Genomic DNA, 14,246 nt, shown 5'->3' with positions numbered 1-14,246 from the left:
CGAACCTTTACTTGTTAATCGTTAATCTGTGTGCTGGCGATTTAATTGTCTATATAATTGCTTATTTAATTCCTTTAGCCTTCGCCATGTGCTCAGCCCGAATCTGATGATCCGTTGAATTCACTGTGTTCAGCATGTTCCAGATCGCCTGAGTGTCCTGTTCTTGATACAAGGTCTCCGGAAGTTCTGTCTCCAGTCGTTCTGTTTTGCGCTGAATGGTCTCCACAATTTCATGATCATAAATAATCATTTCATCGGAATTGACATACCTTACGGCTGGATCAACACTGATCCGACAGCGATTCGTGAACGTCACCATGGAAACCAGCCGAACACGCTTGTAATCCCCGAGATGTGCCTGAATCGCTTCAACATGGGCGCGGTGTTGCATGAGCGGATTATACATTTTGACCCTGCTGCTGCTCACGGACCAATTCGCTTCGCGGCGTCCCCCACGAATCTCTCCAGTTGTCAGATTCCGGGTTTCGATGACAAAGATCGCCCGCGGGCCAATCACGACATGATCAATCTGGGAATATCCCGAACGTGACTTTGGATTGGTAACCAGCAGATCGTTCAACACTTTATATTCACTGGGCAAACCAAGCAGTAATTCAGCGGTTGTTGGTTCTTGCGGTGTACTGATCCAATCGGGTTCAGACTTCTTCTTTTTGCGCCGACTACGAGCCAGACGGGGAGGAATTGCTGTAACTGGCGGCAGAGCCGAAGCTGCAACAGAATCGGTAAGCGGGCTCACAAGCTCTGGCTGCGTCTTGAACAGAGACCAAATTTTCTTGAACATGGGCAAGCTCCGTTCTATTTGGAATGGTTAATGAAATATGGCTTATGAATTATGGTTTATGGTTTATGTAGATGCTTAGTACCTTTTACATGAAAACTTCTATACCTTATGTCGGATAAAGTCGAACAAAAATAAAGAGACATTGGCCAAATTCATTGTTTCGTTAAATGCGCACGACAGTATATACCCAAACCTGCGACTTTAGACGCACATCAAATCCACAATAGTCCATATCAAATCCCTATCAAGTTCATTTCAAATCCATATGAAGTTCCCTTCAATTCCAAAATATAAAGAAAAAGCAGCATCCCCTTTTCCCTAAGCAAAAGAGTCCGCTGCTGTCTTCCCATGTTCGTCTTCTACGCCTGGAGATAGTACGTGTACAGCACTTGTGTACCTTTCTCATCCAAGCCATTCTTCGATATTTCCTGATAGAGCGATTCCGCCAGAGCCAGTCCCGGTGTGTTCATGCCCATCGCTTGAGCAGACTCCAGTGCAATACCCATGTCTTTGATAAAATGTTTCACATAGAATCCAGGCTCATAATCGCCTGCGATCATGCGCGGACCCAGGTTGCTGAGGGACCAGCTTCCGGCTGCACCGGTCGCAATACTCTTCAGCACATTCTCCGCGTCCAGTCCCGACGTCTTGGCATAGGCGAGTGCTTCGCATACGCCGAGCATGCCAGAGGCGATGGCAATCTGGTTGCACATTTTGGTATGCTGTCCGGCGCCGGGCTTGCCTTGCAGCACAATATTGGTGCCCATCTGCTCAAAGATTGGACGCACCGCTTCGAAAGCTTGCGCGTCACCACCCACCATAATGGACAGCCTGCCGTCCCGTGCGCCGATGTCGCCGCCGGATACAGGCGCGTCCAGGGCATGCAAACCTTTAGCCTCCGCAGCTTCGGCGATGCGTGCAGCCAGCAGCGGGCTGGAAGTGGTCATGTCAATCAGGGTTGAACCTGATTGGGCATGAGCAACAAGCCCGCCTTCCCCGAGATAAATCTCCTCGACATCCTTGGGATAACCGACCATGGTGATGATTACATCACAAGCAGCAGCCAGTTCTGCCGGCGTTCCATGCCAAACAGCTCCTTCCTTCACGAGCGCTTCTGCCTTAGCGGCAGTGCGCGTGTATACATGAAGCGGATAGCCTGCACGCTGAATGTGACCAGCCATGCTTTTTCCCATAACGCCTGTTCCAATAAAGCCTACTTTAATCTCTTCAGGTGATTTAGTTGATTGTGTCATCGCAAGTTTCCTCCCTGTTCTTGAGTGATCCATAGTGAATTTGATTGAGTGATTGATCGATAGTGATATTGAGTGCTTCATAGTTCATATGAGTGCTACATAGCGATTTTGGGTGATGCAATTGCTTGTCCATACTCTGTTGAAGAGGATGCGGACAGGGACACCGATGCGAGTGAGTAAGTGGATACTGATGCTATCATTCTCTAACGATCACCAGGAACGCTATTTGAGCAATATCACACCTTTTTATATTCTAACGATCTCAGGAGACCTTATTTCGGAGAATTGGTTCAAAAATGGGCGTTAATCTTGTCTTTTCAGCAAAATAAGGCTTCTGGTGATCGTTAGAATTCGAGAACTCCCCATTTCGCTTAAATAAGCTCATCTGAGATCGTTAGAATATTAAAGTGGTGAGCGAGAGCTCACTTCTTACAGCTTATACCTCGTACCTTGACCTATTCCTTATATCGTATATGTTATAGCTTTCTTTCCCCTCCGTCCATCTCGGGCTGATTTTTCTGTGAAAAAATCTGAAAAACGAATCATTTTCTCATAGACTGTACAATCTAACGAAAACACATCGAAATGGGAGGGGATGGACATGGATCAGGAAAAAGGGCAGATCACCATCTGGTTATCCATCTCCATTATTTTGCTCAGTGCCGGGCTGGTCTGTCACGTCTTGTCTGTCCCCGCCATTCTGGATGTGGCCGGAAGAGATGGCTGGCTCTCTGTTCTCGCTGCAGCGCCATTGTTCATGCTGTTCCTGGGTATGATGTACATCATTATCCGCCGTATTCGCGGACAGCGCTTGACCGATTGGATCACGCGTGAGTTTGGCGTCGTTCCCTCCTGGATCTTTCGCATTACTGCGGTCTTGTTGCTCTTCTCGCTAGGGACACACACCTTATATGAAACCACCAACTGGACGGTATCCACCTATCTCCCTTTTACACCGACCTATGTGCTGGCTGGTGGAGGTGCTCTGGTTGCTGCCTGGTCAGCAGCCAAAGGCATTCGTTCGATTGCAATGACATCCAGTATTTTATTACCTCTGGTCATTCTGCTTGGCTACTTTGTTATGTCAGCCAATATGAAATACAAAGATTACAGTCAGCTCTTCCCCATTATGGAACATGGCTGGACTCCCGTCATCCGAGGAATGATCTACTCTCTAGCGGGACTCATGGAGATCTGGGTGTTGATGCTCTTTCAACATGACATTAAAGGCAAACTACGCTGGTGGCATGTGTTGTTGCTTGGCCTCTTCATGATCAGCATGGCGCTGGGGCCTACACTCGGAGCCATTGTTGAATTCGGGCCAGAAGAAGCGGCGAAACAGCGGAATAGTCCATACGAACAATGGAAACTCGTCAATATCGGCAAACTGTTTCAGCACGTTGATTTTCTCTCGATCTACCAATGGCTCAGTGGTTCATTTGCACGTGTTGCCATCTCCATGTACCTGATTGTTGATCTGCTGGATATCCGCAGACCTAAGAAACGCTACATTACCATCCTCTGTCTCACGCTGATCATGTGCGCTTTGGCCATTCAGTGGTGGCGCATTGATTACGTTGATTATTATGTCGATCACATTCAATTTCCAGCCATGCTCTCTTACGTGGCAATCATCACCACTCTTTTGACACTGGCCGCTCTTATTCATAAAAAGGACAAGGAGGCTCCTGCTCATGGCTCAAACGCCGCGAACGAAACCAACCCGTCCAGGGACTAAACCGTTCCGTATCGATCAGCATCATCTGGAAACTTTTTTTGCAGGCTCCGATGATGTTATTATCGACAGCCACCGGCTTGGTGACGGACAGATGAAGCTGATTGTCGCTTATTGCAGCGGCATGGTCGATACACAAATTATCCATGACATCATCTTGCCGGAAATGAAGCGAACCTACGAGATCACACATTTCATACGCAAGTCTGACATTGAAAAAAATATTAACCTGCAATGGAACAGCGTTGACCTTGATGATGCGCAGTATGGAACGGAACTGATCTCCCTTCGTGTTTTTGAAGGGCATCTGCTCCTAGGCCTCCCCTCCCTGCAGACCATGTGGAGCATCGATATCTCCAATATGGCTACACGGACACCAGAAGAGTCGACGACAGAAGTCTCGATCCGCGGAGCAAGGGATGGTTTTATTGAACCACTTGCTGTAAATGTATCCTTGATTCGCAGCCGGTTGCGTACGGCCGAACTTGCATGCAGTATCGAACTCATCGGATCACGTTCAGCAACCAAAGTGGCTCTGATGTATATGAAAAACATCGCCAATCCAGCGTTGATCAAGGATATAAAACATCGTCTCCATACCATTCAAACCGAACGTCTTATGACAGCGAATGATCTGGAAGAGTTGCTCTCACCTGCCAAGATCACCTTGTTTCCCTTAACGCATTACACGGGTCGACCTGATTTTGCATCGGAATGCTTGATGAGTGGCCGCTTCGTTCTGATTGTAGACGGTAATCCCAGTGTAATTATCGGGCCTGTAAACCTGTTTCTGTTGCTCAAATCACCAGAGGATGCCAGCTTCCCCTTCCTTCCGGTGAATATGGGGCGCTTGCTCCGATTCATCGGTCTATTTGTCACTATATTTTTGCCCGGTTTCTATATCGCGCTGACTTCTTTCCATATGGATCAAATTCCGTTTCCCCTCGTCGCAACGATATCTGTCGGTCGCATGGGGCTTCCTATGGAGTCTGGCATTGAGATGTTTCTCATTATGCTGCTTATGGAGCTGTTCCGGGAAGCCGGCGTCCGTTTGCCCAGCGCCATTGGACAGACGCTAACCGTCGTCGGTGGTCTGATTATCGGAGATGCAGCCATTCGGGCCGGTATGGTCTCTCCGCTCATGATTGTCGTCATCGCCGTTACCGTTGTAGCTGGAGCAACCATTGTCAATCAAGTCATGACCAGTTCTATACTCATTTTGCGCTTCCTTTGCTTTATCTTGGGAGCGACACTGGGAATTTACGGGTTCATTCTGTCCATGATCCTTTTTCTAATCTATCTGACGGACTTAAAATCGTTTGGAATCCCATATCTTACACCCTTAACACCGCTGAATTTCAAACAAGCCATTGCCTCTCTGTTCAAAGTCCCGACGGGTTTGGGAAAACGTAGACCTGTCTACCTGGAGACACAAAAACCGCGTAAGGATGGCAAAGGTCGATGAGCAACTTACTACCGTGCTGGTTACAACGCTGGTTATTAAGTTTGTTGAGTCTTTTGCTTTGCATCATGACCACCGGATGTTGGAGTGCATATGAGATTCAGCAGGTGGATTATGCCAAGGCCATTGGCATTGAATATAAGGACGGCATGTATCATATCTACGTGCAAACTCTTGATTTTTCAAGTATAGCCAAAACGGATAATTCAGGGAAATCATCCGAATCCCCTCCGATCTGGGTCGGACATGCTCAAGGGAAAACGATGAGTCTTGCCATGAACGAGTTATGGCGTGCATCTCAGCTCCACATTGCTTGGGGGCATGTGACAGCCATCGTCATGGCAGAGAGCGTGCTGAATAACCAACACATCAAGGACGTTTTTGACATGCTCGGACGATTTCCGGAAGCACGATATACGACATGGGTATACGGTACGCGAGAGCCTTTGCTGGACATACTGAGCACCGCTTCAATCTACAACTTGTCTCCACTGGACAGCATCCTGCACAATCCGTTGCCCAGCTACATGGAAAATTCACTGTTTGCACCTGTACTCAGCTTCGAACTGATTGCCAAGCACAATGATCCCGCAACCACGACGTATCTGCCTGTCATTGCCTTAAACAAGGACTTATGGCTGCAAAATAAAAAGGAACATGACTTGTTTCTAATTGAAGGAGCTTATTTTGAAAGGATGGGTGAAAAGTTCAATTTTTTGTCGCGAGACGAATTGTCTGGCTATCACTGGTTGATTAAAGGTATGCGCCGGGCTCCTCTATTGGTTCAAAAAAACGGTGTAATCTATGGGGCACTCAGTGTTGGACTGCCCACAATAAAAATAGAACCGATCATCCGAGAAGAGAAAGTTACCTTTCGGATTGATGCCAAATATCTGACTGCACTGTATGAATATCTCGTCCCCATGACATATGACGAAATGACCCAAGTAAGCGTGGATACGCTTAAAGAGCAGATCATGGAAACCTATCGAAATGGATTAAAACGGGGAGTCGATGTATACGGACTACAAGAAAAACTGTATCGCAAAAACCCGAAACTGTGGCACAAGTTATCCGGGGATGGGGAAAACCTCATTCTCACGGAGGATTCCATTGAAACTTTAAATATCCACCTGACGATTCCGTATACCGGGAAATATAAGAGGAAAGTGTAAAGGAAGAAACCCTGCTGCTGATAACAAAACATGTTCAGCAGCAGGGCTTTTAGACATCATTTTTTTCATCGTAAAAAATGTTGCCATCAAGACTTCGAGCGTAAACGCTGCACTAGCTCCAGCACCCAACCGATGATGACTGCAAAGGATACGCCAAACAGTAAAATCGGAAAGTTGTAGTATAGCGTATTCGTATATTGGTTCAGCCAGCCAAAACGATACACTGCCGATTCTGGGTCATGTGTATAACCGTTTAGCTGCACACGCAGGTCTTCAAAGATGTAGATTTCCCAGAAGACAGATAATACACACAACGCTGCAGCAACAATACTGACCGCCGCATTGCCCCATTTGCCCCAGTACTCGCGTTGGTCATAGAACCACCATTTCGTGACATATGCCGTCCAGAAACATAAGATCAGAAAAGTAAGCACGGATGGAAATAAAGCAAGAATGCCCAAATTGCCATTCCCAGATACACCTTTACCCATTTCATGCTTGATCGTCATTCCATCTACGGCAAAAACCATGAGCACATTCCATATCAGGAAGATCAGATACGGCTTGTTAATGCGTTTGATCACCTTCATTTTACCCTCTCCTCTCCTATCCCGGCTCACTTCCAATAATAGTCCATCACTCGTAATCGAGTAACAAGAATCATAAGTTGTGGGATAAACACAAAGACAATATACACCAGAATAATTAACCACAGATGAGCGGCAAAATGTTCAGCACCAAACGATGGCTTTGGTCGCTCCACAAAGTACCACCATATTGGAATAGCCACGACCCATGTTAATGTTGTCGAAGCCAGCATGTCCTTCACATCACTCCAGAGAAAGCAAAATATAGCCGCAAATAAGATTGGAATCGTCCATGAGTTTAAGATAGGACCCCAGCTCTGAAAAATGAAAATAATGGCGGGATACAGAAGAATAGTCGTCCATCTCCAGATTGGATTTTTATAAATCCTCATATTTGACCTTCCTCCTTGTTTAACCTGTGCTTGAAAATCGATGCCTAGCATTGTTACGTCCTAATCATTCCGAATAGGGATGTATCCTTAAAAGTCAGGCATGTTTTTGGAAAAAATAGCTCATACTACCTTCAGGAAAATATTGAAGGAGTGACAACATGAGTTTAAAACGCATCGTTGCTATTGGAGCAATTCTGGCATGTACATCTCTAGTTTGGGGATGCGGTAACGGCAACAACAGCAATAACATGCCTACTGCCGAGCAAACGAACACGAACGAACAACAAACCCGAAGCTGGGGAGATCCCAAACGGTTAGAAGCTTCTCACCTGGAAGCTCTGGAAAGAATGGAGAAAGATCATATCCATCGCATGGTTTCTCTGAGCGTCAACACGGATGGCGATCAGGTCATGACAACGCTGGAGCGTTCAAGTCAAAAACTTGAAGAGATGAGACCACTCGCCGAGATGCTCCAATATGAAGGCCACCCTGCTTTGTTACAACGAATTCAGGAAATGTCAGGAGATATTGAGGGCTCCAAAAATGCAGTCACCGAAATGAAAAACAATCCTCCGTCCGGAAAAATTAAAATCCAGTCTGCGAAGACAGATGCCCTGCAACACATCAACAGTTTTCGTGACTACCATGAATATGTACAAGGTCAGGTCAAGGTGATGAATAAGTAATAACAAGCCTCCTTTATCTCAGGCCAGCCACATATATTATAAATAGTTAGACTCGGAGCCTTTGATCTGCCGATTCTAACTATTTCTTCGTTATCGTCATATCTATAGTTATTGAGGCATTCGTCTTGCTCTGCGATCTTCCCGATCTGCTTCCTCCATCTTACGAATATATCGTTTGAGTTCCTCTTTATGGGCTTCAAGTTCGGCAAGTTTAGTGGAGGCTCCTTCTACAAAAGACTGCATTTTGGAGGTTAATTCGGTTGCCGATACCCCTACCCAATCCTGCTTTAATCTTCCATGGATCGTTCGCATTTTCTGTTCCTGTTGCATAAGCCGTTGTTGTAACTGTTCACATTGCTGAACTGCTCTTCTTAAGTCTGATAAGGATACGGAAATTCTGCCCATGTCCTTCCTCCTGTTAGTCTGAATAAGATGCCTTGTGCTTTACTGCTGGTCTGCAATGACAAAATCTTCTCGCTTACGCTCAATGTAATCTGCAATCTCACTAATCGATTCCTGGTACCAACGATTGATCCGTTGCAGAGTCGCTGTCGCGTTATACGCAATTGGGGTAAAAGACTGACTTTCGCTTGTGGAAATATGCGTCTGAAACATCTGAATCGAAGCTTGCGCATCACTGGAAAACCCAGTTAGACTCATTCTCATTTCACGAGCAGACTGTGCTAACTCTTCCGGTGTTAATTGTATCTTTCCTCCGCCTAGTCCCCCTTGATTCCCAGCAATAGCTGTTATCAGTGTGCCTACTGCTCCTGAGGTAATTTTAGAGAAGGCAGCAAGAGCCTCTTGGTGTGCAGTCCATCTTGGAGAGATATCCAGGGTAGCACCTGTTTTCCGATCAATTAATGGACCAATCAAATTCCCTTGTTCATCAAAACTATATTGTTTCATGGAGTGATATCCTTTCCCCTCATCCTTGGAAAAGGAATCCATGAGTCTGACAATGTTGCCCATTTGCAGTTTATCCAGATCAAAACCGAGTTTTAAATCATGCACCAGCATCGGTGATCCCGCCCCCAGAGGTTGAAACGGGATTTTCAGCTGTAACTGAAATTTCCAATCCTGATACATCGCATTGGCCGACTCGAAATCTTGCCCTTTATATACGGTAACACCGACATGTCTGTCATATTCGACTAATCCGCCCGCACCTACAGAGTCATTAGGATGAACAACATTAAGTATTTTGTTATCGAAGTATCCTTCGTTAACCTTGGCAATGCTGGCATCATCCAGCAGATTCATCACACTTGGGGCACTGTAGGTCATCCCGGATACATCATTCCGAGCGGCAACATATTGAGCTAAGCCACCACCAAGAGAATGACCTGTCACCGTAATATCTGAGTCAGGATATGTCTTCTGTACCACCTCATATAGTTCCTCAGCTTGGTGAAACTGATTGTTCTCCCAAGACATTTTATCCATAAGAAGTTTGAAGGGACTATTTTTAAAAATGTTATGGCGTTCCGGGTCAGTTACTGCATCTTCGAGTCTTCTAGTTCTGCCACCTAAAACATCGAAGGCATCTGTTTCCCAATCCGCAGCCATATCAGTAACATTACCTCCTGGTTCTGTACCACGATAACCTATAATTACTTGATTCGTTTTTGGATTCTCAAGTACAACTGCATCAAATCCTGAATACTTTCTATGCAATTCTGCACCATCAGGTTCGACTGTAGTCCAATCTTTATATTCATCCTTATCTAAAACATTACTTCTTCCAGCAGGGACATTCGTATAAGCAAGTTCTGATATTTTCATATATAATTCGTCCGGCTTGTAAGAATTCAATCAAATCACCCTTTTCTCAATTTAGAAGAAGTTGTATAATGCACAATATCTAACGACAACATTAGGAATATGAGGTGAAATATTGAAAAAGTCATTATTTCTTTTTCTAATACTAGGCACGGTTGCACTTACTTTATTAGGTTGTATGTCCAGCGAAAAAAAGGAGATTATCCAAAAGGCCGAGGAAGTAAGCTTGGCTTATTTCAAAGAAACCTACGGCATTGACGTTGTGTTTACAGATCATAAGTTCATCCCCGCGGATCTATCTCATACGGTTTCACTGACAGGGTATGTACAAGGACACAAAGATCAGGAAATTTTTGCAATGGTTGATTATGATACGTATACGGTAAAAACCGGTTCAGTACCTGATGCGATCAAATCCTCTAAATAGAATATAATGTCACCAGCTTGACCCTGCGTAAGAGCCTGATACTCCATCAGGCTCTTTTTTGGTATAAACGTATAGGATTGAATCTATCCTGCATTTTCCAAAGAAGTAGAATCATTATAGATCATCTAATACATATCGTGTATAACATCGCTCATAAATGAGTAAAAGGTCATTATGCACATCCTAATCTAAACCTAGTTTATTTGATTTATTCATAGGACGTTGTTACCAGAATATTAATATCATATTGCATCTTTACACGTGCTCTATCAACACTTCTTCATCGACCACATCTTGCGCTTCACTCCACCCAAAGGGATGCCCAGATAAATAAGCAGAAAAATACAACGGGAGCCAGCGCTCCGGCAGCAATCCATATCCATAACTTAACCGGTCTAGCGTCTCTCCAATACTTTTTGACCCCATTCAAACGTCCATTGCGCCAGTTGGCGGACTTTAACTGACGAATCATTCGCTGCATCACTTGCTCCCGTTCTTTCCCTTGCGGCACGTCTTCCAGTGCACGACGAAGCTCCTCATATAAATGCGCCTCTTCCAGACTTGTTTCTTCTAGATGTGGATTACTCATCTTCTAACCTCCCATATCATGATCCCTATACCTACTCAACAAACGAACCCACCCTAAAGTTTGGTCCATTTCATAAAAAAGACAAGTCGATGACAATACGTTCAACATTTTAATAATAGAAAAAAGCCCAAGTGTTCCTGGGCTTGTTAACTTCTTTTCAGGCATATTGAAATTTTAGCGAATCCAAGTTAATTAACATCGGGTTCTACCATCTCTTACGCGGATGATCTCCAGATTGATGACCGTTAATATCACCCAGACTTTCTATGGTATCTTTATAAATTTTAATGAGAGACTGAACCTTGCGAAAGTCAGGATCTTCAGGCCCGATTCCCTCCATAAACATTCTCTGAATGATCTGTTGAAAAAAGTCCACCCTTGCACCCAGTTGCTGTTTCTCCAGTTCAAGCACCTCTTCAAAACTATGATTCTCTATGTAATCCATTAACTCATCGTTCTGTGATGACCGATCATCCCACCGATGATCCCTCTCGAACTCTTCCGAATCATCTGATTGTAGATTAACCGTGGTTCGCAGACGCGATAATACGATTTTTTCTTTGGCAAGCATCACATGAAAATCCTTGTTTTGTAACAGATCCGAAACGACCAGACGACACATCTCCCGGTTCTCAATCAGAATGCCATCAAACGGATGCAGCTTCCATTCTCCATTGGAACAGAACAGATTAAAGTTGAAAAACTGACTACCATACTTGTATTGAATGTTAATTTTGGCCTCATCAATGATTTCGAAAGTAAACTCCAGCATGTTAGGCGGCTCCTTCTTCGACTTCCAAGGTTTGCCTTAATTTTATCAAAGACTCCCCGGAAAATACAGCATATTAACGTTCATTTAATTCCGCAATAGACTCTGCTTTTTCACTGCTAGCTACGACGATCAGAACACCCACGATACCGGCAATAATGAGAGATAACATGCCCTGCCCCCTTCACGATGAAGATGTACATGTTCACAGTGTATGCCAACAAACTTCAATGTATGCCCAGTATCGTCCGCATGAGATTGGAATAAACCTGTGCCAATTTCGGACTTGAGAGTTTCTTCTCATCGATGCAACTACAGAAAAACAAAAAGAGACGCCACGGCGCCTCTCTTTTTGCTTATATTATGATTAATATATGAACTGACTTACTAGAAGCTATATAAATTGAACTATTCTTTTATACATTAACGGAGAGGACAGAAAAAACCTGGAAAAGCGAAGCGCTCGCCTTTATCACCGGATTTTTACCTTTGTGAAAGGAAATCCAAAAAATCTGGGGATAACCGCTACTCTCCAGGTTCTTCTGTCATCGGAGTGGACTGTGTAAACTCTCTAGTTCAACTTATATAGGCACCGAACTAATCCAGATAAGAGCTTAACGCATTCGCATCCGGTTGCTTTTTAGTCTGGATACTGCCGGCTTTGGGAGCTTCCAGGCCTAACCGTTCACTCATGCCAGCATTGAGTGCAGTCATCTTGGCTGTATAATCATTGCAACTTTCAATAATACGGCGATTCGACTGCTCCGAGAGATCCAGAGCTGACATCAAATCTCCAATAGCCTGATTAACCGATTCCATCGACATCGCCGGTTTGGCTAACAGATCATTCGTCTTTTCGGTCGTGGTTCGCAGCAATCTTGCATTCTCCTTGAACTGTTCTTCAATCGTTCTATTGGTGGCTTCCACAGCCGAGATAACCTTCTCCTGATCATTCAATGCCATTGCAATCATGGCGGATACCGTGATCAGATTTGCCGTTTTATCAATCGCATTGTTTACGGAATCAATCAGTTTATCATTGTTATCATTAATAATATCGGTAGCCGCAATCGCCTGATTATAGAGCATAATCATCTCGGTCATGGATTGTGTACGCGTAACGACCTTTCGCAATCCGCGCTCCAAGTGAGCCTTGCGGTTCTCATTTTCCGGCTTGGCAATCTCCGCCTCGAATAGTTCCTTCAACTGATTACCAAAAGCAATTTTGGTTTGCAAGTTATAGATTTCCTGAATCGAAGAGCGTTTTAATTGACGCATGCTTACAATGCTTTCTTCCAGATTGTCCTTACCATCTCTCAACCCATTAATGATACTATCAATGTTTGTTCTGACAGACTGGTAGCGATAGACATAGTTTTTCAGTGGACTTTTGCGCAGTAATCGTCCTACAAAACTCACATTTTTGCTCTGTTGCAAGCTTTCGCACTCATCACGTAGCTTCAAGATCATCGTTGACACTTCTGCCCGATTACCAGACATCAGATCATTAACAGGTCGGTCCAGCATTTTTAGCGTTTGACCCGCTTTTTCTTGCGTTTTGACACCCAGTTTGCCGATATCATCCATTAACAGATCTAGCTGAACAACATCCGTCTGCGATACTTTCTGGATTAATTGGCTTGCTTCCTGGTTAATTCGCTGCTGATCATCCTGCTTCAGTTGAATATATTCCGTGGCCATCGTAAACCTCCTCCTATAATTCAGAGCTACTATACCTTTGATGAATAAGCTCTGCTTTATTCTGAAGCTCCATTAAATCCTTGTGCTCAATGGTAGATACAATCTCTGAAACTTTGGAATCCACATCCTTCAAACCGTTTAATAACATCCGGCGATTTGTGCGCTTTGCTTCTCCACTCAAACGAAGAAAGGGATTAATGAATCCATTGAGATCTTTCAAAATCAATCTTCGCATCGTATGGTTAATATCACCATTGTTTAACTCTTTCAACGCCGGGATCACTCGCTGCAATCTGGCAAACAGAGCTAACGACTTCTCCACGATTTCATTGTCCAGTTCATTTTTTTGCCCTTCGGAGATCACCATATCCTCCAGCACTTCAAGATACTCGATGACCGGCCCAAAAACAGGGTCCATATCCGTGTGTTTATGCTTTGAACTGACTTCGGAAGCGCTAGTCATCTCTGCTTGTCCAGTTGTTGGATGGATTCGCTGATTAGCCGAACGTTCAACACGTTCAACTGTCCCCTGCTCACCGGATGCACTATTCAACGCCGAAGGTTCAGGGTACCGATTTGAATCCAATGTCTTCACTACGGGCTCATGCGGCCTGGATGGAATCAAGGCACCAACCATTGTAGCCACAGCCGGGATAGCCCAGGTTACAAATTCAGGGACAAAAAAGCTGCTTACAGCGGCAAGTCCATACCCGATCAGTGCACCTAATCCAATTTTTGTTTTGCGTAACATCTATTTTCCTCCTGCCTGTAACAACACTACCGTATACAATGAACAAATGAAGACTACACTTGATCACTTCGCTGCGGTGTACTTCTCAAGATCATCTATATAATCGTATTGTAAAAAAATCAGTCAGAAGGTGTC

General features: G+C 44.6%; 15 protein-coding genes. 5 read left to right on the top strand and 10 right to left on the bottom strand.

The window, feature by feature from the left end; translation table 11 throughout:
- Positions 1-61: 61 nt before the first annotated feature.
- Positions 62-802, bottom strand: a complete 741-nt coding sequence (locus ACT89M_RS05205) for a nuclease-related domain-containing protein (protein ID WP_487345036.1) — start codon at positions 800-802, stop codon at positions 62-64.
- 359 nt (positions 803-1,161) lie between these two features.
- Positions 1,162-2,088, bottom strand: a complete 927-nt coding sequence (locus tag ACT89M_RS05200) for an NAD(P)-dependent oxidoreductase (RefSeq protein WP_487345035.1) — start codon at positions 2,086-2,088, stop codon at positions 1,162-1,164.
- Between the two features lie 568 nt (positions 2,089-2,656).
- Here ACT89M_RS05200 and ACT89M_RS05195 point away from each other — a divergent pair.
- From ACT89M_RS05195 to ACT89M_RS05185, 3 genes are read left to right on the top strand one after another with little or no spacing between them, the layout of a single operon-like run.
- Positions 2,657-3,793, top strand: a complete 1,137-nt coding sequence (locus tag ACT89M_RS05195; protein WP_186809784.1) for an endospore germination permease — start codon at positions 2,657-2,659, stop codon at positions 3,791-3,793.
- Positions 3,750-5,255 (top strand): spore germination protein, encoded by a 1,506-nt coding sequence (locus ACT89M_RS05190; RefSeq protein ID WP_308722341.1) that lies wholly within the window; start codon positions 3,750-3,752, stop codon positions 5,253-5,255. Before ACT89M_RS05195 ends, ACT89M_RS05190 begins: the two co-directional genes overlap by 44 nt.
- Positions 5,252-6,427 (top strand): Ger(x)C family spore germination protein, encoded by a 1,176-nt coding sequence (locus ACT89M_RS05185; protein ID WP_487345034.1) that lies wholly within the window; start codon positions 5,252-5,254, stop codon positions 6,425-6,427. Before ACT89M_RS05190 ends, ACT89M_RS05185 begins: the two co-directional genes overlap by 4 nt.
- Before the next feature lie 86 nt (positions 6,428-6,513).
- Here ACT89M_RS05185 and ACT89M_RS05180 read toward each other — a convergent pair whose 3' ends face one another.
- The gene (locus tag ACT89M_RS05180) at positions 6,514-7,017 is read right to left on the bottom strand and encodes a hypothetical protein (RefSeq protein WP_154959765.1); all 504 of its coding nucleotides are present in this window, start codon (positions 7,015-7,017) and stop codon (positions 6,514-6,516) included.
- Between the two features lie 26 nt (positions 7,018-7,043).
- Positions 7,044-7,406 (bottom strand): hypothetical protein, encoded by a 363-nt coding sequence (locus ACT89M_RS05175; protein WP_154959764.1) that lies wholly within the window; start codon positions 7,404-7,406, stop codon positions 7,044-7,046.
- Between the two features lie 158 nt (positions 7,407-7,564).
- Between ACT89M_RS05175 and ACT89M_RS05170 the strand changes: the two genes are divergently transcribed.
- Positions 7,565-8,092, top strand: coding sequence for a hypothetical protein (locus tag ACT89M_RS05170; RefSeq protein WP_308722339.1), 528 nt, complete (start codon positions 7,565-7,567; stop codon positions 8,090-8,092).
- 108 nt (positions 8,093-8,200) lie between these two features.
- Here ACT89M_RS05170 and ACT89M_RS05165 read toward each other — a convergent pair whose 3' ends face one another.
- Both ACT89M_RS05165 and ACT89M_RS05160 read right to left on the bottom strand, forming a co-directional pair.
- On the bottom strand, positions 8,201-8,497 hold the full coding sequence (locus ACT89M_RS05165; protein WP_336121011.1) for a WXG100 family type VII secretion target: 297 nt from the start codon (positions 8,495-8,497) through the stop codon (positions 8,201-8,203).
- Between the two features lie 39 nt (positions 8,498-8,536).
- Positions 8,537-9,877: a lipase family protein gene (locus ACT89M_RS05160; RefSeq protein WP_154959762.1), complete on the bottom strand. Its 1,341-nt coding sequence runs from the start codon at positions 9,875-9,877 to the stop codon at positions 8,537-8,539.
- Positions 9,878-10,052: 175 nt separating this feature from the next.
- Between ACT89M_RS05160 and ACT89M_RS05155 the strand changes: the two genes are divergently transcribed.
- Positions 10,053-10,301: a DUF1433 domain-containing protein gene (locus tag ACT89M_RS05155; RefSeq protein ID WP_154891236.1), complete on the top strand. Its 249-nt coding sequence runs from the start codon at positions 10,053-10,055 to the stop codon at positions 10,299-10,301.
- Positions 10,302-10,602: 301 nt separating this feature from the next.
- Here the strand turns inward: ACT89M_RS05155 and ACT89M_RS05150 are convergent, their stop codons facing one another.
- The 4 genes from ACT89M_RS05150 to ACT89M_RS05135 all read right to left on the bottom strand — a co-directional run bounded on the left by ACT89M_RS05150 (position 10,603) and on the right by ACT89M_RS05135 (position 14,111).
- Positions 10,603-10,890: a hypothetical protein gene (locus ACT89M_RS05150; protein WP_154891235.1), complete on the bottom strand. Its 288-nt coding sequence runs from the start codon at positions 10,888-10,890 to the stop codon at positions 10,603-10,605.
- A 205-nt stretch (positions 10,891-11,095) separates the two neighbouring features.
- Positions 11,096-11,662 (bottom strand): hypothetical protein, encoded by a 567-nt coding sequence (locus ACT89M_RS05145; RefSeq protein WP_154891234.1) that lies wholly within the window; start codon positions 11,660-11,662, stop codon positions 11,096-11,098.
- A 594-nt stretch (positions 11,663-12,256) separates the two neighbouring features.
- Positions 12,257-13,360, bottom strand: a complete 1,104-nt coding sequence (locus ACT89M_RS05140) for a toxic anion resistance protein (protein WP_090917612.1) — start codon at positions 13,358-13,360, stop codon at positions 12,257-12,259.
- Positions 13,361-13,373: 13 nt separating this feature from the next.
- Positions 13,374-14,111: a hypothetical protein gene (locus ACT89M_RS05135; protein ID WP_154891233.1), complete on the bottom strand. Its 738-nt coding sequence runs from the start codon at positions 14,109-14,111 to the stop codon at positions 13,374-13,376.
- Between the last annotated feature and the right edge of the window lie 135 nt (positions 14,112-14,246).

This window comes from Paenibacillus sp. NN59, assembly GCF_057597225.1.
Note: the sequence above shows the minus strand (reverse complement) of the source record. Positions and strands in the feature narration are given on the sequence as shown.